Source organism: Pantoea sp., assembly GCF_032114055.1.
Classification (GTDB): domain Bacteria; phylum Pseudomonadota; class Gammaproteobacteria; order Enterobacterales; family Enterobacteriaceae; genus Pantoea.
This window is the reverse complement of record NZ_DAMCTB010000004.1, coordinates 311,586-331,154: the sequence shown is the minus strand read 5'-3', so window position 1 is coordinate 331,154 and position 19,569 is coordinate 311,586. Positions and strand designations below refer to the sequence as shown.

The following is a 19,569-nucleotide window of genomic DNA, read 5'->3' as shown; positions in this document are numbered from 1 at the left end:
ACGCAAGAGAACCCCCGGAAGATCGTCTTCCGGGGGTTTTTTTATGGCTGACGCAACCATCGATTCAGGACAGGATTAAGAGGACAGGAACCATGTTAGATAACACCCGTTTACGCATAGCTATGCAGAAATCCGGCCGTTTAAGTGATGATTCACGCGAACTGCTGGCGCGCTGCGGCGTTAAAATTAATCTTCAGCAACAGCGCCTGATTGCGTTTGCGGAGAATATGCCTATCGACATCCTGCGCGTGCGCGATGACGATATTCCTGGCCTGGTCATGGATGGTGTGGTTGATCTGGGCATCATTGGTGAGAACGTACTGGAAGAGGAGTTGCTCTCGCGCCGTGCTCAGGGTGAAGATCCCCGCTATTTTACGCTGCGCCGTCTGGATTTCGGCGGTTGCCGTCTGTCACTGGCGATGGCGACCGACGCCGAGTACACCGGCCCGGAATGTCTCGATAATTCCCGCATCGCCACCTCCTATCCTCACCTGCTGAAACAGTACCTCGATAAGAAAGGCGTCAGCTTCAAAACCTGTATGCTGAATGGTTCTGTAGAAGTCGCGACCCGCGCCGGTCTGGCTGACGCCATCTGCGACCTGGTCTCTACCGGTGCGACGCTGGAAGCTAACGGCCTGCGTGAAGTAGAAGTGATTTACCGCTCAAAAGCGGTCCTGATCCAGCGCGACGGTGAAATGCCTGCCGCCAAGCAGGAGTTAATCGACAAGATGATGACCCGTATTCAGGGCGTGATTAAAGCGCGTGAATCGAAATACATCATGTTGCACGCGCCGAGTGAGCGTCTGGAAGAGGTGATCAGCCTGCTGCCTGGCGCAGAGCGTCCGACCGTGCTGCCGCTGGCAGGCGACGTCAGCCGCGTGGCGATGCACATGGTCAGCAGCGAAACCCTGTTCTGGGAAACCATGGAAAAACTGAAAGCTCTGGGTGCCAGTTCCATTCTGGTGCTGCCTATTGAGAAGATGATGGAGTAAGCCATGGCCTTTTCTACCCCTATCGAGTGGCAGGCGTGTACTGCCGAACAGCAGCAGGCGCTGCTGTTACGCCCGGCTATCGCCGCCTCTGAGAACGTCACGCTGACGGTGCGTAATGTGCTTGAGCAGGTAAAGCTGAACGGTGACGCGGCCCTGCGCGAATTCAGCGCTCGTTTTGATAAAGCCCAGGTGGAAAATCTGCGCGTCACTTCGCAGCAGATTGCAGAAGCCAGTGCCCGTCTGAGCGATGAGCTGAAGCAGGCGATGGCCGTGGCCGTGGGGAATATTGAAACGTTCCACAACGCACAGATTCTGTCGCCGGTGGATGTAGAAACGCAGCCTGGCGTGCGCTGCCAGCAGATTACCCGTCCGGTAAAATCGGTTGGCCTCTATATTCCGGGTGGCTCCGCCCCGCTCTTCTCAACCGTGCTGATGCTGGCTACCCCTGCGCGCATCGCAGGCTGCAGCCGCGTCGTGCTCTGTTCGCCGCCGCCGATTGCGGATGAGATCCTCTATGCCGCACAGCTCTGCGGTGTTGAAGAGGTGTTCCAGGTGGGCGGCGCACAGGCTATTGCCGCACTGGCATTTGGCACTGAAACCGTGCCGCGCGTGGACAAGATTTTTGGCCCGGGCAACGCCTGGGTGACGGAGGCAAAACGCCAGGTCAGTCAGCGTCTGGATGGGGCGGCGATCGATATGCCAGCCGGCCCCTCTGAAGTGCTGGTGATTGCGGACGAAGGCGCAACGCCTGCGTTTGTCGCCTCCGATTTACTCTCGCAGGCTGAGCACGGTCCGGACTCGCAGGTGATTCTGCTGACGCCTTCTTTGCCCCTGGCAGAAGCCGTCGCGGAGGCGGTTGAGCAGCAGCTGGCTCAGCTGTCACGGGCCAGCACCGCACGTCAGGCGCTGGAGAGCAGCCGCCTGATCGTGGCGCGGGATCTTGCGCAGTGTGTTGAGATTTCCAACCTATACGGCCCGGAGCACCTGATTCTGCAGACCCGTCAGCCGCGCGATCTGGTGGAGGCGATCACCAGCGCCGGTTCGGTGTTCCTGGGCGACTGGTCACCCGAATCGGCGGGCGACTACGCATCCGGCACCAACCACGTTTTACCAACCTACGGTTACACCTCGACCTGTTCCAGCCTGGGACTGGCCGATTTCCAGAAGCGCATGACAGTGCAGGAACTGACCCCTCAGGGCTTCCTGAACCTGGCCGCGACGATCGAAACCCTGGCCGCCGCCGAGCAGCTGGATGCCCATAAAAATGCCGTTACCCTGCGCGTTGCCGCACTCAAGGAGCAAGCATGAGTCAGGATATTGAGCAACTGGCACGCGCCAATGTGCGCGCCCTGACCCCCTATATGTCGGCGCGACGCCTGGGGGGCAACGGCGACGTATGGCTGAATGCCAATGAGTTTCCGCTGCCGGTGCCGTTTGAGCTGTCGCAGCAGACGCTGAACCGCTATCCGGAGTGCCAGCCTAAAGTGGTGATTGAGCGCTACGCCGCCTATGCAGGCTTAGCGCCGGAGCAGGTACTGGTCAGCCGCGGCGCAGATGAGGCGATCGAACTGATCATGCGCGCCTTCTGTGAGCCGGGACAGGACGCGATTCTGTTCTGTCCGCCGACCTACGGCATGTACAGCGTCAGCGCCGAAACCATTGGCATCGAATACCGCACCGTGCCGGCGCTCAGCGACTGGCAGCTGAACCTGCCGGCCATTGCGGCGCAGCTGAATGGCGTCAAGGTTGTTTACCTCTGCAGCCCGAACAATCCGACCGGCAACCTGATTAATCAGGATGACATCCGTCAGTTGCTGGCGATGACCGCCGGTAAAGCCCTGGTGGTGGCGGATGAGGCTTATATTGAGTTCTGCCCGCAGGCCACGCTGACCGGCTGGCTGAAGGCTTACCCGCACCTGGTGATCCTGCGCACGCTCTCCAAAGCCTTTGCGCTGGCGGGCCTGCGCTGCGGCTTTGCGCTGGCAAACAAGCCGGTGATCGACCTGCTGATGAAGGTGATTGCGCCCTATCCGCTGGCGACGCCGGTGGCCGATGTGGCGGGTCAGGCCCTGAGTGAACAGGGCATCGCCCTGATGCGAGAGCATGTGGCCCAGCTGAATGACAATCGTGGCTGGCTGCTGGCCGAACTGGCGAAGCTGAAGTGCGTCGAGCAGGTTTTCCCCAGTGAAACCAACTATGTGCTGGCACGTTTTACCGATTCACCAAAAGTCTTCAAAACCTTATGGGATCAGGGCATTATCCTGCGTGATCAGAACAAAAATCCGGGCCTGTCGGGATGCCTGCGCATCTCCATCGGCACGCGTGAAGAGTGCGGGCGAGTGATCGCCGCGCTGCAAGCCTTTTCTGTGGAGCAAGCATGAGCCAGAAGACCCTTTTTATCGACCGCGACGGTACGTTAATCTCTGAGCCACCTGAAGATTTTCAGGTGGACCGTATGGATAAGCTGGCGTTTGAGCAAGACGTTATCCCGGCGCTGCTGGCGCTGCAGGCCGCCGGTTATCGCCTGGTGATGATCACCAACCAGGATGGGCTTGGCACCTCCCGATTCCCGCAGGCCGATTTCGATGGCCCGCACAATCTGATGATGCAGATTCTGACGTCGCAGGGCATCGCCTTTGACGATGTGTTGATCTGCCCGCATCTGCCAGAAGATCACTGCGACTGCCGCAAGCCGAAAACAAAGATGGTGGAGGCCTGGCTGGCTGAGGGCGCGCTTGACACCAGCAACAGCTATGTCATCGGCGACCGCCTGACCGATGTCCAGCTGGCGGAGAACATGGGCATTCCGTCCATCCGCTACGGCGCAGACGGCCAGACCTGGCAGACCATTCAGCAGCGTCTGACCCAGCGCGACCGCCATGCGCTGGTGCAGCGCAACACCAAAGAGACGCAGGTCCGTGTCGAACTGTGGCTGGACCGTGAAGGTGGCAGCAAAATTAATACCGGCGTCGGTTTCTTCGACCACATGCTGGATCAGATCGCCGTTCACGGCGGATTCCGCATGCACATTGACGTCAAAGGCGATCTCTACATCGACGATCATCACACGGTGGAAGATACCGGTCTGGCACTCGGCGAAGCGCTGCTGAAGGCGCTCGGTGACAAACGCGGTATCGGCCGCTTTGGTTTTGTGCTGCCGATGGACGAATGTCTGGCCCGCTGCGCGCTGGACATCTCCGGCCGCCCGCACATCGAATTTAAGGCCGAGTTTAACTATCAGCGCGTCGGCGATCTCAGCACCGAGATGGTCGAGCACTTCTTCAGCTCGCTCTCCTACGCCATGATGAGCACCCTGCACCTGAAAACCAAAGGCAAAAACGACCATCACCGTGTCGAAAGCCTGTTTAAAGCCTTTGGCCGTACGCTGCGTCAGGCGATCCGCGTTGAGGGCAATACCCTGCCGAGCTCGAAAGGAGTGCTGTGATGAACGTGGTGATCATGGATACCGGTTGCGCCAACCTGTCGTCGGTAAAATGGGCGATTGAACGTCTGGGTTATACCCCGGAAGTGAGCCGCGATTCCGATGTGGTGCTGCGCGCCGACAAACTCTTTCTGCCTGGTGTTGGCACCGCGCAGGCGGCGATGGATCAGCTGCAGGCGCGCGACCTGATCGATCTGGTGAAAGCCTGCACCCAGCCGGTGCTGGGGATCTGTCTGGGGATGCAGCTGCTGGGACGCGGCAGCGATGAGAATGGTGGCGTTCCGACGCTGGGTATTATCGATGAGCCGGTTTCGCTGATGGATACGCACGGCCTGCCCCTGCCGCACATGGGCTGGAATCAGATCACCGCGCAGGCAGGTAATCATCTGTTCCGTGGCATCGATGAAGGTTCTTACTTCTACTTTGTTCACAGCTACGCCATGCCGGTTAATGCCAGCACCATCGCGCAGTGTCACTACGGTGAAGCCTTTACCGCCGCGGTGCAGAAAGATAACTTCTATGGCGTCCAGTTCCACCCGGAACGCTCGGGTAAAGCCGGTGCGCAGCTGCTGAAAAACTTCCTGGAGATGTAATGATTATCCCCGCGTTAGATTTAATTGACGGCAAAGTGGTGCGTCTTCATCAGGGCGACTATGGCCAGCAGCGCGACTACGGCAGCGATCCGCTGCCGCGTCTGCAGGATTACGTAAGCCAGGGCGCGATCGTGCTCCATCTGGTTGATTTGACCGGCGCGAAAGATCCGGCAAAACGTCAGATTGCGCTGCTGAAAACGCTGCTGAACGGCGTCGACGTGACGGTGCAGGTCGGTGGCGGCATTCGCAGCCGTGACGATGTTCAGGCGCTGTTAGCGGCCGGTGCGAGTCGCGTGGTGGTGGGTTCCACCGCCGTAAAACAGCCTGACGAGGTTAAACGCTGGTTTGCCGAGTTTGGTGCAGAGGCGATTGTGCTGGCGCTGGATGTGCGTATTGACGCCAGCAACCGTAAAGAGGTGGCGATCAGTGGCTGGCAGGAAGCAGCGGGCGTGACGCTGGAGGAGGTGATTGCCGATTTCCAGCAGGTGGGCCTGAAGCATGTGCTCTGCACAGATATTTCCCGCGACGGTACTCTGAGCGGTTCGAACGTGGCGCTTTATGAGGAAGTGACGGCACGCTTCCCGGCGATAGCTTTCCAGTCATCGGGCGGCATTGGCGACATTAACGATATTGCCGCCCTGCGCGGCTGCGGCGTACAGGGCGTGATTGTCGGACGCGCGCTGCTGGAAGATAAATTTACGGTTTCGGAGGCGATCGCATGCTGGCAAAACGGATAATCCCCTGTCTCGACGTTCGTGACGGTCAGGTGGTCAAAGGCGTACAGTTCCGCAATCACGAGATCATCGGTGACATCGTGCCGCTGGCGCAGCGCTATGCGGCCGAAGGTGCCGACGAGCTGGTCTTTTATGACATTACCGCCTCCTCTGATGGCCGGGTCGTCGATAAGAGCTGGGTGTCGCGGGTCGCCGAAGTGATCGATATCCCGTTCTGCGTAGCGGGCGGTATTAAAACGCCGGAAGACGCGGCGCGTATTCTTGAGTTTGGCGCGGATAAGATTTCGATTAACTCACCGGCGCTGGCGGATCCCTCGCTGATTACCCGGCTCGCTGACCGCTTTGGCGTGCAGTGTATCGTGGTCGGGATTGATACCTGGTTCGATGAAGCCAGCGGCAAATATCAGGTCAATCAGTATACCGGTGACGAAGCGCGTACCCGCGTAACCCAGTGGGAAACGCTGGATTGGGTGCAGGAAGTGCAGAAACTGGGTGCAGGTGAGATCGTGCTGAACATGATGAACCAGGATGGCGTGCGTAACGGCTACGACCTGGTGCAGCTGAAGAAGATGCGTGACGTCTGCAAGGTGCCCCTGATCGCCTCTGGCGGCGCAGGCACGATGCAGCACTTCCTCGACGCCTTCACTGAGGCAAACGTGGATGGCGCCTTAGCCGCGTCAGTATTCCACAAACAGATTATTAATATTGGTGAGCTGAAGAGCTTTCTGATCGACAACGGAGTGGAGATTCGCGCGTGCTAACCGAACAACAACAGGCCCTTCTCGACTGGGACAAAACAGAAGGCATGATGCCGGTCATTGTGCAGCATAACGTCTCCGGCGAAGTGCTGATGCATGGCTACATGAATCCGGCGGCGCTGGAGAAAACCCTGGCTGAAGGCAATGTCACCTTTTTCTCCCGCACCAAAAACCGGTTATGGACCAAAGGCGAAACCTCGGGTCACTTTCTGCAGGTCGTGAGCATCACGCCTGACTGTGACAACGACACCCTGCTGGTGCTGGCCAACCCGATTGGCCCGACCTGCCATCTCGGCACCACCAGCTGTTTCTCGCCTGCCGCGCCGGAGTGGACCTTCCTCTATCAGCTGGAGCAGCTGCTGGCATCGCGTAAAACGGCCGATCCGGAAAGCTCCTATACCGCGCGGCTCTACGCCAGCGGCACCAAACGTATCGCCCAGAAAGTGGGGGAAGAAGGCGTTGAGACCGCCCTGGCGGCAACCGTCAACGATCGCCACGAGCTGACCAATGAAGCCTCCGATCTGGTCTATCACCTGATGGTGCTGCTGCAGGATCAGGATCTCGACTTCAGCGCCATCATTAATAACCTGCGCGCCCGTCATCAGTAACTGTGCAACATACTGCTCAGAATTTCGGTTTTATGCGGATTCTGAGCAGAATTCTTCTCACACCCTGCACCGCTCCCCCTTCATGAACACCGCTCATCTTCCTGGGAGAAGATAATGACCACCCATGAAAAATTAATTGCTCTGCTCGACCAGCATCAGGCCCGCTATCGCCTGATGGAGCATGAGGCCACCGGAAAATGTGAAGCGGTCGCGGCGATACGCGGCACTGAAATCGGCCAGGGCGCAAAAGCGCTGGTCTGCCATGTGAAAGGCAATGGCGTGAAACAGCATGTGCTGGCGGTGTTACCAGCCGACCGGCAGGCCGATCTCGGCAAAGTTGCTGCCGCCGCAGGAGGACGACGCGCCTCCCTCGCCAGTCCGGCGGAGACCACCCAGCTGACCGGCTGCGTCTTCGGTGCGATCCCGCCCTTTAGTTTTCATCCCGACCTCAGAGTGATCGTTGACCCTGCGCTGTTTGAACGTTATCCGGAGATTGCCTTCAACGCCGGCCTGCTGGAACGCTCGGTGATCCTGAACATTGAGGATTATCGGGCGCTATGCGCGGCGGAAGTAGTGCAGATCACGCAGTAATTGCTATCCCGGCAGCCTGGCGATACGCTGCACAGACACTCATCACGACAGAATAAGAGCACAATCATGAACATTTTCACTCAAGGTCTGCGTCAGACGCTGGTTGTAGCCGTTATGGCAGGCTGCGCGTTCAGCGCCCAGGCGAAAATCGAACAGGTCCGTTTCGCGGTCGACCCGACCTATCCGCCGTTTGAATCGAAGACGCCGCAGGGCAAGCTGGTCGGCTTTGATATCGACCTGGGCAATGCGCTCTGTGCGCAGATGCAGGCGAAGTGTGTCTGGGTTGAAAGCCAGTTTGACGGCATGATCCCGGCTCTGAAAGCGCGTAAGTTTGATGCCATCCTTTCTGATATGGGGATCACCGAAGAGCGCCTGAAGCAGATCGATTTTACGGTTCCCCTCTACGACACCCATACCCAGCTTATCGCCCGTAAAGGCGCCAACATCCTCCCTACGGTAGCCTCTCTGAAGGGCAAAACCGTCGGCGTGGAACAGGGAACGGTTCAGGAACGCTATGCGCTGGCGAAGTGGCAGCCCCATGGGGTGACCGTGGTGCCCTATGGCGATCAGGCCCAGGTAGAAAGCGATCTGGTTTCAGGCCGGCTGGATGCCGTCTTTACCGATGCGGCCCAGGCGGCCATTGGCTTCCTGAAGCATCCGCAGGGCAAAGATTTTGAGCTGGCCGGTCCGATCATTCAGGACCCGATTATCGGCCCGGGTACCGCAATCGGCCTGCGTAAAGGCGACAGCGAACTGAAGAGCACGCTGGATAACGCCTTTGCGGAGATCAAAAAGAACGGCACTTTTGACCAGATTCAGAAACGCTACTTCGCCACGGATATCTCTATCCAGCAGTAAGGTCCGGTCGCTCCGTTCGTCCTCACCGCGATCCGACACTATACTGTTACTTTTTCGGGACGGCGCGCTGTCGTCCTTTTGCCGATTAAAGGACATTAACACGGTATGCATCAACAACATCATCCACTGTTAAGCGCCTCTTTAGGCACCCAGCGTGAAATCATCAGCTTCCATTTTGCTCCGGACCACGAGCGTCAGGTTTATATCCAGGCTGCATTACATGGCGATGAGGTGCCTGGCATGGCGGTGGCCTGGTTTCTAAAGCAACGGCTACAGGCGCTGGAGTCCGCCGGACATCTTAAAGCCGCTTTCACGCTCGTTCCGGTTGCCAATCCTCTGGCGCTGGGACAGCACTGGCACGGAACCCACCTCGGCCGATACCATACGCTTTCTGGTCAGGACTTTAATCGCCGCTTCCCTTCTCTGGGTGCGACGCTGGCGGCCGGTCTGGCCGACAGCCTGACGCAGAGCGAGTCACAGAACCGAAGCCTGATTCGTGAGGCAATCGATCGTTACTACCGTGATACGGTGCCAAAAACTGAACTGGATGCGCAGCGTTATACGCTGATGCGGATGGCCAGTCAGGCCGACCTGATGATTGACCTGCACTGTGACTGGGAAGCCGTGCCGCATCTTTACACCACGCCGCATGCCTGGCCGGAGATTGAGCCGCTGGCGCGCTGGCTGGGCAGTGAAGTCCAGCTGCTGGCGCAGATTTCGGGCGGTGAGCCCTTTGATGAAGCCTGTTGCGAGCCCTGGCTGACGCTGGCGGAACGCTTTGGCGATGCCTATCCGATGCCGCGCGGTCTGATGCCGGTAACGCTGGAGTTGCGTGGCGTGCGCGATGTTTCGCCTGAACAGGCGGAGAAGGATGCGGATGCGATTATTTCCGCACTGCAGGAAGGCGGGTATATCGCCTGGAGCGAGCCGGCCATTTCAGTGGAGGTGGCTGCACCGGTGATTGGTGGGGATGAACTGGTACCGGCAAATGCGGCGGGCGATGATGTGGTGACGATTAATGACGGCCCGATTGGCCTGACGGTGCCGGAGGTGGCGGAAGCGCCGGGAGAGACGGGCGTAATTAAGGAGCGTCACAGCGAAGGGGCAGCGGCAACCTCCCCTGCCCTGAAAAATCCGCCGACGCCGCTAGCAGCCTGTGAATATATCCACTCATCGGTATCAGGTCTAATCCTGCATCGTAAGCCGCTGGGTGCGCTGATCCGGCCTGGTGAAGTGGTTGCCGAGATTGTCGATCCCGTAACCGATCACATTACGCCGCTGGTCGCCGAATATGGCGGTATTCTCTATGCAAGGCACTGGGTAAAGTTTGCGACGGCTGGCATGCTGGTCGTCAGACTGGCGGGCGAACAGGAAATCCGGAGTGGGGATTTGCTGGCATGATAAAAAAAGGGCTTCCCGGAGGAAGCCCTTTTTAGTGATTAATCTAACCACTCGGTGTGGAACACACCGTCTTTATCAATGCGTTTGTAGGTATGCGCACCGAAGTAGTCACGCTGCGCCTGAATCAGGTTAGCAGGCAGTACTTCTGAACGATAGCTGTCGTAGTAAGCGATCGCGGCAGAGAAGGTCGGCGTCGGAATACCATTCTGAATCGCGTACGAAACCACATCACGCAGCGCCTGCTGATACTGATCGGCAATATCTTTGAAATACGGTGCCAGCAGCAGGTTAGCGATGCCCGCATCTGCTGCATAGGCATCAGTGATCTTCTGCAGGAACTGGGCACGGATGATGCAGCCAGCACGGAAGATCTTCGCGATTTCACCGTAGTGCAGATCCCAGTTGTTCTCTTCTGATGCGGCACGCAGCTGTGAGAAGCCCTGCGCATAAGAGACGATTTTACCCAGATAAAGCGCACGGCGCACTTTCTCGATAAACTCCGCTTTGTCACCGGTAAAGGCCTGTGCCTGAGGACCGCTCAGCACTTTAGAGGCGGCAACACGCTGCGTTTTCAGTGAAGAGAGGTAACGGGCGAAAACAGATTCGGTGATCAGAGACAGTGGCTCGCCGAGGTCCAGAGAACTCTGGCTGGTCCATTTACCGGTACCTTTGTTCGCCGCTTCGTCCAGGATCACATCAACCAGGTATTTACCCTCTTCATCTTTTTTGGTGAAGATATCTTTGGTGATGTCGATCAGGTAGCTGCTGAGTTCGCCGTTGTTCCACTCGGTGAAAGTCTCAGCCAGCTCTTCGTTGTTCAGACCCAGTGCGCCTTTCAGCAGTGCATAGGCTTCAGCGATCAGCTGCATATCGCCATATTCAATGCCGTTGTGGACCATCTTCACGTAGTGACCCGCGCCATCCGGACCGACGTAAGCCACACAGGCTTCACCATCTTCTGCACGCGCAGCAATCTTGTCCAGAATCGGCGCAACCAGCTCGTAAGCTTCTTTCTGGCCGCCAGGCATGATTGATGGGCCCTTCAGTGCGCCCTCTTCACCGCCGGACACGCCGGTACCGATAAAGTTGAAGCCCAGGTCAGACAGCTCTTTGTTACGACGGATGGTGTCTTTATAGAAGGTATTACCGCCATCAATCAGGATGTCGCCTTTATCCAGATGAGGCGTCAGCGAGGCGATAGTCTTGTCGGTCGCTTCACCCGCCTGAACCATCAGCAGGATGCGACGTGGTTTTTCCAGCGAGTCGACAAACTCTTCAACGGTGTAAAAAGGAGCAAGCTTCTTGCCCTGGTTCTCGGCGATAACTTCATCAGTCTTTTCGCGTGAACGGTTGAAGATAGAAACAGTGTAACCGCGGCTCTCAATGTTAAGAGCCAGATTGCGGCCCATCACTGCCATACCTACAACGCCGATCTGTTGCTTGGACATTACATACTCCTGTCTGAAGGTCACTTCACTTGTCTAGGGTTAGTTAGCAAAAGTGTAAAACATGTTAACTCAAATAATTAATGGAAAGGTAGTAATTGATGCGGCGATTTCAGATTTGAATGACAGAAAAGGAAAACTATATTTATAAGTAGCACGAATAAATGGCGCTGCAGCTATGATTGCTGAGATTTTATACTTTCTAGTGCTTTTTTATTAAGATAATTCCGCTGTCTGTCACTGAACCAGCCCCATTTGTTGAAGTATTTGATTGCGGAGGCAGCATGGTAAAAGAGAAATTTTATGTCTGTATAAGAACGTCTCTGTGACTCATGAATTACCTCAGAGCCCGGGAAATAACTGACTGGAAATTGCAATGCAATTCTTCTGGATAAGTCTACATCCTCTAAATAGAGGAAAAATCTGGTATCAAATCCACCGACTTTACTTAATACCTTTGCATCAATCAGCATAAAGCATCCAGACAAAGATGGTGCGAAAAAAGGCTTGCTGTAATCTGCATGTTGCAGTTCGTACTGGGAGTTCAGAGTTTCAGTGAAATTGAAAAAGAACCTGCGCATGAAAAGCTGATAGGGATCAGGAAGTAGCTTACAGCTGTATTGTAATTTCCCATCGGGATATACAATTTTGGGGATAGATAAACCAATCACATTTTCCAGGCTAAAAGTATAAAGCGCATCAACTTCGCCCTTTTTAAAAACAATATCAGGGTTGCAAATCAGAAAATACTCTGCTTTGTTTTTATATTTATCAAAAACGGCATTGTGACCAGATCCGAAGCCCTGATTATCTTCTAATTTTATGATTTCAACCTTGGCCATACAAAGTGAATCAAGCCAAGAGCAGTACCCTCCATTATCAACGATTACTATTTTTGAAATACTACTCTCATCGTTAAGCGAATCGATGGTTTTGGAGACTGAACTATAATCATGACGATATAATACCAGTGATGCTATTATTTTCACTTCAGTTACCGCTTAAATTAAAAGAAAAAAGTAGGCATATCAGGATCCGGAAAAATATGATAATTCAATATCAAAAAAGGGTGTTGCATTATACAACACCCAGGGTAAGGATTAGTTAAGGAAGCGGCGCTTGATACCTTTAACGCCTTCATTTTTCAACACTTCCCAGCCTCTTTTGCCAACAGTCAAACCCACGCGAGGATTAGTGAGCGAGCGACGTACGAGACTGATAAAACGCTCTCTGTCAAAACCAATATCTCCGCCGCGGAAGCCTGGAGTAAGAACCTCGCTAAATTTGGCGAGTGCATTTGATTTGGTCTCAGCTTTAAATAAATCAGCGTACTCTTTAGGGCCCTGCGTAAGCCACCACTGGTTATAAGTTGATTCATCAAAAGGCTGAGGGAACGCTTTCTGTAGATCAAGACGCTCACGATAAACAATTCGCTGTTCTTTAGATATAGCTGAACCATCCGAGTGTTTACCGAAAGCCCATGAGACTTTTGCTAAAGGATCCTGTGCAAGATTTTTAGTTTGATCTTCATACCAATCGATGAGTTTATGAACATCTGAATTTTCGCCGGCATTTTTCGTCGCCATGATGCGATGTGCACCACTATCGAAACCAGTAAAGTGATAAAAACCTAATGGTTCGTTATCAACTAAATAATTGCCATCATTGTCGACTTTGAATTCTCTTGTCGTTAAATTCCATGTTGCAACATTATGACGGCTTGAACGCATGATAGCTACATCAGTAAAGAACGCAGGAACAAGGTCGATCCAGCGCTGGTCAGTAAACAAACCGTTAGGAATATCTGCGCGGCAGAAATGATAAATACGTTCAGCCCACCAGTTAGCAAATGCCAAACCGACTTCTGTAGCAGCAACGGCACAGAAACCTAAGTTATAAACACCATGCTTAAGGCTGCAGATTTCATTGTCCATAACTGCTGACAAGGTAGTTTCAGGCTTTGTCTGATGAGGCGTCAAGACAACGTTCGATGAATCGAGGGCTTCAAGAATATCATCCAGACGTGAAAAAATAACAGTATCAGGATCGAGGTAGACAACCTTTTTACAGCCGGGAAGCTGTAAAAGTCTTGAGAGCATAAAGGGCTTAATAGCAGTAGCCAGCTCAACAATCGTGTGACAATATGCCCAACCTTTCCAGTCAGGAATATCCAGCTCAGAGATGGAAACTATCTCATCAAATGGCTCATTGCTAAGATCGATTTCTGGTCTTTTTTCATCAGCAAGAACTAAATGAATTTTCCATTCGGGATGATATTTCCTGATAGATTGAAACAGCATCCTTACTTTAGGGATATAGTTAAATGCTGCGCTGGTAAATACGTGAACTTCACTCATGACTGCCTCATTATTTCATTTCGCATAGATTTTACGGTGCATATCTATTAACTCTTGAACGACAATTTCAGGGTTCATAGAGGATAAAATAACACCCTTGTCGTACTCTCGTAATCTTTCTGCTGGCGCACCAAGATTGAAACTTGCAACGGGGAAACCCAACTCGATCATTTCCTGAACGACATAAGAGAAGGTTTCAGGCCAGATAGATGGGAACAGAATAACATTTATTCCATTTTCCTCCAGCAGCATCTTAAGCTCTTCATGTCGGTAAGGGCCCGTTTGTCGAACCACCTCTGAAGGACAGGAAGCCTCAACAGCACCTATCACGATGATTTCAATATTGTATTTCTTTTGAAGAATTTCTTCAGATAACGCCTGAAGAATTCTGGAGCCTTTATGATAGCCTATTTGCCCGACCACTCCAATCCTGAGATCCCGAGTCTGAGTGATATGGGCTTTTTGGGGCAAATAATCTACTTTATGAGGTGTGACAGCTGTCTTGTCATCATCAATCTGAGGATAAACGCGCTTATAGAGATTAAGAGTACTTTCAGAAAAAGAAACAATCTTGTCAGACGCTATCAACAAATTGCCCCATCGATCTCGCCATTTTTTGATGTCACCGCTTTCGAATAATGTCGTGAAACCATACGTATTATTTTTCAGACATGAGTAACATACAGAAGGATCAGGGATATCACAATAATTTCCTTTGTCATTGATCAGGAAATGCGAAGGGCAAAGAGGAAACAAATCGTGAGCAAGCGTAATTAAAGACGCATTTGTTTTGATTTTAAGATTAATCAAAAAATCAGGGATTGTTTCGGGATTGCAAAAAGAAACGCCTGTATTATAGATGATTTCTTTTATTTTAATGAACTTCAATAACTGAAATACATAATCATAGCCGCTGATATTGAATACGTTTTTACCTTTACTACTCTCGACTATAAGTTTATAGGAAAGCGTATTTACGGTAAAAGCCAGAATCAAACAGGCCTTGCCTTGCTCTATGCTCTTATCAACAATTCTTTCGCGATAGTGATTTGCTCCACCACCCAGGTCGTGATCCAGGAAAAAAACAATATTCTTCGCTTCTTTCTTATTCAGAAACTTTAACAGATCATCAGGGTTAACCAATGATTTAGAGGGAACTTTATTTTTATAACGCTTGATCTTATCAACAAGCAAACGATAATTTCCGCTACGTAACAGATTTAAAGCGCGCTTAATTAAAACCAGAGACTGCTTTAGGATTACTGTTTTTGAAATTACCGGCGTTTCAGTTGATTCAGTTACATTAATAACTTTAACTGGGATATCGAGTAGGTCAAACGTATTATCATCATAGTAACAAGCCAGTTTAAGCTCTTCTGATTCGAAGTTCTTATTCAGGCTGCCGTAGACAAAAAAACCTGAATGACCAGCATATTCATTATCTTTGAAATAATCGCCAACATCATGTCTTGCTTTATTATATTCAGCATCGACAAAAGATTCTGGTTCTGCTGCGAGACAAAATCTGACTTTATTTATTTTCTTGTTTTTATTAAAAACCCAGCCGTATCCAAATATTGTTCTATTATTGCGTGTGAACGAATCAATAGCCCAATGAAGATCATTCATCTTAATTATCCTTTATCGTCCATTTTTTAATTACTCTGATCATCCATTTTGATTCGAGTCGTGACAACTTTTCTCTCAGACTTTCAGCTTCAAAAGCCTTTGCAGAGGCAAATTTTTTATGCTCTTCATTTGACGTCAGGAGTTCGTTAATTTTCTCGTGAAGTGACGCTATTTCACGTTGTTGCATAGCTGATAATTCATCGAAGGTGTGTTTTTCTGCAACTGAAGCTGCCAGCTGACCTTCGAGTATATTTTTTTCTTTTATTCTCGCTTCTTCTTCATAAAATTTATGCATGCCAGGTAAAACATCATCAGGATACCACGTGTCAATTTTTGCCTGAGGCATTCCGGATGCATATGCAAAAAGTTCTGATTCAAGATCGAGATATTCTTCAAAAAGTTCATCGTTGTAAACGAAAGATAACTCTTCAAAAAGGTGTTTAACAAAATCACCACGCGTTATAATTTCATGCTGAGCAGGTTTGGCAAAGATTGAAATCTTTCCCAATAATGAGAGCACTGCACGAAAAACTAAATGGCCAAGCGTAAGGCCTTGCTTAGCTAACCATTCGCGTTCAAAGTACCTGGGGTGTCCTTCCTCATCAATAACGAAATTGGAGGGAATAGCATCCAGATAAGCGGGAGGGAGGCGCGTATTTTGTTCGAACTTTTCAAAAGAAACGCCCTCTCCATTCAATGATTTCTCAAGACACTCTATGTAATATTTAAAATAGCCAGATACGTATTCAATCTTCCAGCCAGGTGTCGTTACGATTTTAATAAATTCGACATCAAGTAAATTTCCTGATATGTATTTTTCATAACCATCAAGCGAAAAGTCTATTTTTTCGTTATGATTCGGGAGAAAATCATTTTCTTTTTCTCTGGAGACTTTTACATCTCTGATACCTGTCTTTTTGAACACGGTTTTCTTTTGAAATGGCGTATGACGTTCTTTGCCATAATGGACGGCAAGAATATCTTTATCATAAGAATCTGTACCGGAATTCCCAGCAACCAGGAGAAATGAATTACTTAAATCTACTGCCAGTTTGTTTTTAAAGACAATTGGCCAGACTAATTCAGGCACAAAATTCAGTTTCTCAGGCAATTGTAAATCTGCACGTACTGATTGCGATGCAAATACATGTGCATTGAAATAATTATCCAGCGCACCTTCTTGTGTAACAACTGAAACCGGCAACTTATAATCGGGAAAAGGTAAAAGAGTCTCTACGAAATTCAAACCGACTTCTTTGAGTTTTTCAACTAAAACCTGATGCCCGTAAGTTTCAGCCTGATCTTTATTATATCGACCTTCAAGCCCATACATAATTTGACCAACATGGTCTTCAGCAGCACCAGCAAAATATTTAAGGCCTAACTGGTTTTCAATAGCGATGACCAACTTACCGTCGGGTTTCAGTTTTTGTTTAATTTTATTTAGCATTGCGACCGCGCTATCGATGCCATCGCTAAACAAGTTTGAGTACTCGAGCACACCTATTAGTGTAATAACATCAAACTTTTCGTCGATATCAAAATCGTCAAAGCGCTCGCTGACTACAGTTACATTTTCAAGATCTTTTGTTCTTAAGCGCCCGATCTGAGCCCGGCGTAAACTTCCCTCTAATGCTAAAACCTGCGCGCCACATTCACCAATATAGCGTGTAATAGCACCACAGCCCGCCCCCACTTCCAGAACTTTGATCCCCGGTTTAAACAGGGATTGTAAAGGCCTTAATAAGTTAGATCGCAGACTTGAAAAGTGGTAAGTGGTAACCCAATCATTGCAATGTGTTTTTAGCTCCCCAGACTGGACACTTAAATCTTTAGTGTTTTTGAGAATTTCAAGAAGCAGATTTTCATGATTGTCGCCATCACTATAAGGAATGCCTTTATAATCGCTACGAGCCCATATACCAGCATCTGGACGAAACTTATAGATTGTATTATTGAGCATCGTTTTCATTCCCGGCAGAATTAGTGATTTCAAAATTGAGTGAAAGATCCGTCATCCCTGAAAAGGAGTCCACGGTTGGTACAAGAAAATGTATGACATCATATCTTCTGTCATGTGGTACTACTTCGTCATTAAGCATAGAGGCCACACCTAATGAAATAAAATAATCACCTGCGCCGAGCTTATTCAGAAAATTAAATTCGACAATTGCATGTGTATTTGCAATACCAAACTGACCAGTATCCTTACTCAATAAATGCGAATTTGTGTTGTAAACTGTTAAACCTTCTTTAGTTTTGATAGCAAACCCGACAATTGGATTTTTTATATCTTTATCGAAACGGACAGAACACCTTAAGCTGACTTTTTCACCCGCGTATACTGTTGCTGGATTTTTTCTTTCATTGACAATGAGTTCATAATCCATCCAGCAAGCTGACTTATCACCCCATCGATACTCATTTTTATTATAATTACTTTTGGTAGCGAATACATCATTTACTAAATTCAAAGATTCATCAGGCTGATGCTCATCCTTGCCATTTATGTCAGCTTTGAGATTAGCCTCTTCATTCTTAATTTCGGTTTTGGTGCTTTTACCAAACAGAATATCCATGTATAGATTAACGGCTTTTTTAGGTATCCCTTGATAGACTTCCCTGCCATCACTCAACAGAACTGCGCGGTCACAATGAGTCACGATTTGTTCGCCGGAATGCGTTACCAGTAATATACTGGTACCCTTTTTCTTGAGTTGGCGTAATCGCTCAAAACATTTAGCCTGAAACTTAGCATCGCCAACAGCCAACGCTTCGTCAACAATCAATATATCTGGATCTACTTGTGCCTGAACGGCAAAAGCTAATCTTACAACCATTCCACTAGAGTAAGTTTTAACCGGCTGATCAATGAAGTCGCCGATATCTGCAAATTCTATAATTGAATCATATTTCTTGTCTGTCTCTTCTTTTGAAAGACCAAGAATGGCAGCATTGAGATAGATATTTTCTCGCCCCGTGAACTCTGGATTAAACCCTGATCCAAGTTCTAATAATGCAGCTATCCGGCCTTTTGTCTCAACTTCGCCTTCGGTTGCTGTTAACGTTCCGCAAATAATCTGAAGTAAAGTTGATTTACCACTACCGTTTTTTCCTATCAGCCCTACTGTCTCACCTTTTTTGACATCAAAGGACACCCCATTAAGAGCCCAGAATTCTCTGTAATAATTGGCCTGAGGCTTACCTGCAAGTCCTTTTATTTTTGGAAATAGAAACTGTTTAAGCCTGTCCTGTGGATTCTTATAGATATAAAAGCATTTTTTGACGTTTTTTATACTTATCGCAATATTATCATAAGACATCGGCAAACCCTTTCCTTGATTTCTGGAAAACCACAAATCCTAACCACGCAAACAATGAGCAACTTACAAGATAAATGAGGTATTCACTGATGGATGGGATCGTACCCCAATACATTATCTCCCTCGCCTGCGATATTGCCGGAGCCAGAGGATTTATGTTCAAAAGCGGCCTGTATTTCTCTGGAATAGCCGTTATCGGGTAGAATATGGGAGATAAAAACATTAAGGCCGTAACTAAAATGGTTATAATCTGTCCAATATCACGCAGGAAAACACCAACTGCAGAAAAGAGCCAGCCTACCCCTGTTATCAATAAAAAAACAGGCAGTAATAATAAGGGTAACAGAAGAATAGTTACATGGGGAATGCCAACTTCAATAATATAAAAAAGTACCCAGACAACAATGCTAATCATAGCATGAAATACTGCTGACAATGAGTTAACAACAGGAAGTATTTCAAGCGGGAATATTACTTTTTTGACGTAATTAACATTTGATAAAATTATAGAAGGCGATTTATTTGCGCACTCGGCAAATAAATTAAATATAATTAATCCATTAAATAAAACCAGTGCAAACTCTGATTTTGAAGCATTTTCAACGCTCCATCTGGCGTTGAATATAAAGCTAAATACAAATGTGTAAACGACCAGCATAAATATTGGATTGAAGAAAGACCATAAAATGCCAAAATAGGATCCTTTATACCTTCCCGTGATTTCTCTTTTGGTAAGGTTCAGAATTAGTTTTCTATTACCCCAAAGACTGGAAGCTATAGAAGTTGGAACAACGCTATTAACACTTTTCATCAAGGCATCCACAGTTAACGCCAGAAC

18 protein-coding genes and 1 other annotated feature (1 of these 19 cut by a window edge) are annotated in these 19,569 nt (G+C 49.8%); of the genes, 11 read left to right on the top strand and 7 right to left on the bottom strand.

What is annotated here, in order from left to right; genetic code table 11:
- Window positions 1-45: a sequence feature (His leader region), on the top strand (it extends 76 nt beyond the left edge of the window).
- 47 nt (window positions 46-92) lie between these two features.
- From hisG to RT657_RS09640, 11 genes are all read left to right on the top strand, one after another.
- Window positions 93-992 carry an ATP phosphoribosyltransferase gene (gene hisG / locus RT657_RS09690; RefSeq protein WP_313654096.1) on the top strand — a complete coding sequence of 300 codons (900 nt, stop codon included), beginning with the start codon at window positions 93-95 and terminating at the stop codon, window positions 990-992.
- A gap of 3 nt (window positions 993-995) precedes the next feature.
- The gene (gene hisD / locus RT657_RS09685; protein WP_313654094.1) at window positions 996-2,300 is read left to right on the top strand and encodes a histidinol dehydrogenase; all 1,305 of its coding nucleotides are present in this window, start codon (window positions 996-998) and stop codon (window positions 2,298-2,300) included.
- Window positions 2,297-3,373 carry a histidinol-phosphate transaminase gene (gene hisC / locus RT657_RS09680; RefSeq protein ID WP_313654093.1) on the top strand — a complete coding sequence of 359 codons (1,077 nt, stop codon included), beginning with the start codon at window positions 2,297-2,299 and terminating at the stop codon, window positions 3,371-3,373. The genes hisD and hisC overlap by 4 nt, the downstream gene beginning before the upstream one ends.
- On the top strand, window positions 3,370-4,437 hold the full coding sequence (gene hisB, locus RT657_RS09675; protein WP_313654092.1) for a bifunctional histidinol-phosphatase/imidazoleglycerol-phosphate dehydratase HisB: 1,068 nt from the start codon (window positions 3,370-3,372) through the stop codon (window positions 4,435-4,437). Before hisC ends, hisB begins: the two co-directional genes overlap by 4 nt.
- A complete protein-coding gene (hisH, locus tag RT657_RS09670; protein ID WP_313654090.1) occupies window positions 4,437-5,027 on the top strand; it encodes an imidazole glycerol phosphate synthase subunit HisH in 591 nt (196 codons plus the stop codon). The genes hisB and hisH overlap by 1 nt, the downstream gene beginning before the upstream one ends.
- The gene (gene hisA, locus RT657_RS09665) at window positions 5,027-5,764 is read left to right on the top strand and encodes a 1-(5-phosphoribosyl)-5-[(5-phosphoribosylamino)methylideneamino]imidazole-4-carboxamide isomerase (protein WP_313654088.1); all 738 of its coding nucleotides are present in this window, start codon (window positions 5,027-5,029) and stop codon (window positions 5,762-5,764) included. Before hisH ends, hisA begins: the two co-directional genes overlap by 1 nt.
- On the top strand, window positions 5,746-6,522 hold the full coding sequence (gene hisF, locus RT657_RS09660) for an imidazole glycerol phosphate synthase subunit HisF (protein ID WP_128084194.1): 777 nt from the start codon (window positions 5,746-5,748) through the stop codon (window positions 6,520-6,522). The genes hisA and hisF overlap by 19 nt, the downstream gene beginning before the upstream one ends.
- Complete coding sequence (hisIE, locus tag RT657_RS09655) at window positions 6,516-7,127, top strand: bifunctional phosphoribosyl-AMP cyclohydrolase/phosphoribosyl-ATP diphosphatase HisIE (protein ID WP_313654085.1); 612 nt, start codon at window positions 6,516-6,518, stop codon at window positions 7,125-7,127. The genes hisF and hisIE overlap by 7 nt, the downstream gene beginning before the upstream one ends.
- Before the next feature lie 114 nt (window positions 7,128-7,241).
- Window positions 7,242-7,718 (top strand): YbaK/prolyl-tRNA synthetase associated domain-containing protein, encoded by a 477-nt coding sequence (locus tag RT657_RS09650; RefSeq protein WP_313654082.1) that lies wholly within the window; start codon window positions 7,242-7,244, stop codon window positions 7,716-7,718.
- 66 nt (window positions 7,719-7,784) lie between these two features.
- Window positions 7,785-8,576, top strand: coding sequence for an ABC transporter substrate-binding protein (locus tag RT657_RS09645; RefSeq protein WP_313654081.1), 792 nt, complete (start codon window positions 7,785-7,787; stop codon window positions 8,574-8,576).
- A 105-nt stretch (window positions 8,577-8,681) separates the two neighbouring features.
- Complete coding sequence (locus RT657_RS09640; RefSeq protein WP_313654080.1) at window positions 8,682-9,977, top strand: M14 family metallopeptidase; 1,296 nt, start codon at window positions 8,682-8,684, stop codon at window positions 9,975-9,977.
- 38 nt (window positions 9,978-10,015) lie between these two features.
- Here RT657_RS09640 and gndA read toward each other — a convergent pair whose 3' ends face one another.
- The 7 genes from gndA to RT657_RS09605 all read right to left on the bottom strand — a co-directional run bounded on the left by gndA (window position 10,016) and on the right by RT657_RS09605 (window position 19,542).
- Window positions 10,016-11,425 (bottom strand): NADP-dependent phosphogluconate dehydrogenase, encoded by a 1,410-nt coding sequence (gene gndA, locus RT657_RS09635; protein WP_313654079.1) that lies wholly within the window; start codon window positions 11,423-11,425, stop codon window positions 10,016-10,018.
- A gap of 173 nt (window positions 11,426-11,598) precedes the next feature.
- Window positions 11,599-12,411 (bottom strand): glycosyltransferase family 2 protein, encoded by an 813-nt coding sequence (locus RT657_RS09630; protein WP_313654078.1) that lies wholly within the window; start codon window positions 12,409-12,411, stop codon window positions 11,599-11,601.
- A 111-nt stretch (window positions 12,412-12,522) separates the two neighbouring features.
- Window positions 12,523-13,779 (bottom strand): glycosyltransferase, encoded by a 1,257-nt coding sequence (locus RT657_RS09625; RefSeq protein WP_313654077.1) that lies wholly within the window; start codon window positions 13,777-13,779, stop codon window positions 12,523-12,525.
- Between the two features lie 15 nt (window positions 13,780-13,794).
- On the bottom strand, window positions 13,795-15,408 hold the full coding sequence (locus RT657_RS09620) for a glycosyltransferase (RefSeq protein ID WP_313654076.1): 1,614 nt from the start codon (window positions 15,406-15,408) through the stop codon (window positions 13,795-13,797).
- Between the two features lies 1 nt (window position 15,409).
- Window positions 15,410-17,371 (bottom strand): class I SAM-dependent methyltransferase, encoded by a 1,962-nt coding sequence (locus RT657_RS09615; RefSeq protein WP_313654074.1) that lies wholly within the window; start codon window positions 17,369-17,371, stop codon window positions 15,410-15,412.
- Window positions 17,361-18,731 carry an ABC transporter ATP-binding protein gene (locus RT657_RS09610; protein WP_313654073.1) on the bottom strand — a complete coding sequence of 457 codons (1,371 nt, stop codon included), beginning with the start codon at window positions 18,729-18,731 and terminating at the stop codon, window positions 17,361-17,363. Before RT657_RS09610 ends, RT657_RS09615 begins: the two co-directional genes overlap by 11 nt.
- Window positions 18,721-19,542 (bottom strand): ABC transporter permease, encoded by an 822-nt coding sequence (locus RT657_RS09605; protein WP_313654072.1) that lies wholly within the window; start codon window positions 19,540-19,542, stop codon window positions 18,721-18,723. Before RT657_RS09605 ends, RT657_RS09610 begins: the two co-directional genes overlap by 11 nt.
- Window positions 19,543-19,569 lie beyond the last annotated feature (27 nt).

Excerpts from the sequence above, each read along its gene's own strand:
- RT657_RS09610 (WP_313654073.1), bottom strand. The coding sequence starts at position 18,731 with ATGTCTTATGATAATATTGCGATAAGTATAAAAAACGTCAAAAAATGC.
- RT657_RS09625 (WP_313654077.1), bottom strand. The coding sequence starts at position 13,779 with ATGAGTGAAGTTCACGTATTTACCAGCGCAGCATTTAACTATATCCCT.
- hisH (WP_313654090.1), top strand. The coding sequence starts at position 4,437 with ATGAACGTGGTGATCATGGATACCGGTTGCGCCAACCTGTCGTCGGTA.
- RT657_RS09640 (WP_313654080.1), top strand. The coding sequence starts at position 8,682 with ATGCATCAACAACATCATCCACTGTTAAGCGCCTCTTTAGGCACCCAG.
- hisB (WP_313654092.1), top strand. The coding sequence starts at position 3,370 with ATGAGCCAGAAGACCCTTTTTATCGACCGCGACGGTACGTTAATCTCT.
- hisF (WP_128084194.1), top strand. The coding sequence starts at position 5,746 with ATGCTGGCAAAACGGATAATCCCCTGTCTCGACGTTCGTGACGGTCAG.
- gndA (WP_313654079.1), bottom strand. The coding sequence starts at position 11,425 with ATGTCCAAGCAACAGATCGGCGTTGTAGGTATGGCAGTGATGGGCCGC.
- hisD (WP_313654094.1), top strand. The coding sequence starts at position 996 with ATGGCCTTTTCTACCCCTATCGAGTGGCAGGCGTGTACTGCCGAACAG.
- RT657_RS09620 (WP_313654076.1), bottom strand. The coding sequence starts at position 15,408 with ATGAATGATCTTCATTGGGCTATTGATTCGTTCACACGCAATAATAGA.
- RT657_RS09645 (WP_313654081.1), top strand. The coding sequence starts at position 7,785 with ATGAACATTTTCACTCAAGGTCTGCGTCAGACGCTGGTTGTAGCCGTT.
- RT657_RS09605 (WP_313654072.1), bottom strand. The coding sequence starts at position 19,542 with ATGAAAAGTGTTAATAGCGTTGTTCCAACTTCTATAGCTTCCAGTCTT.
- hisC (WP_313654093.1), top strand. The coding sequence starts at position 2,297 with ATGAGTCAGGATATTGAGCAACTGGCACGCGCCAATGTGCGCGCCCTG.
- hisA (WP_313654088.1), top strand. The coding sequence starts at position 5,027 with ATGATTATCCCCGCGTTAGATTTAATTGACGGCAAAGTGGTGCGTCTT.
- RT657_RS09615 (WP_313654074.1), bottom strand. The coding sequence starts at position 17,371 with ATGCTCAATAATACAATCTATAAGTTTCGTCCAGATGCTGGTATATGG.
- RT657_RS09650 (WP_313654082.1), top strand. The coding sequence starts at position 7,242 with ATGACCACCCATGAAAAATTAATTGCTCTGCTCGACCAGCATCAGGCC.
- hisG (WP_313654096.1), top strand. The coding sequence starts at position 93 with ATGTTAGATAACACCCGTTTACGCATAGCTATGCAGAAATCCGGCCGT.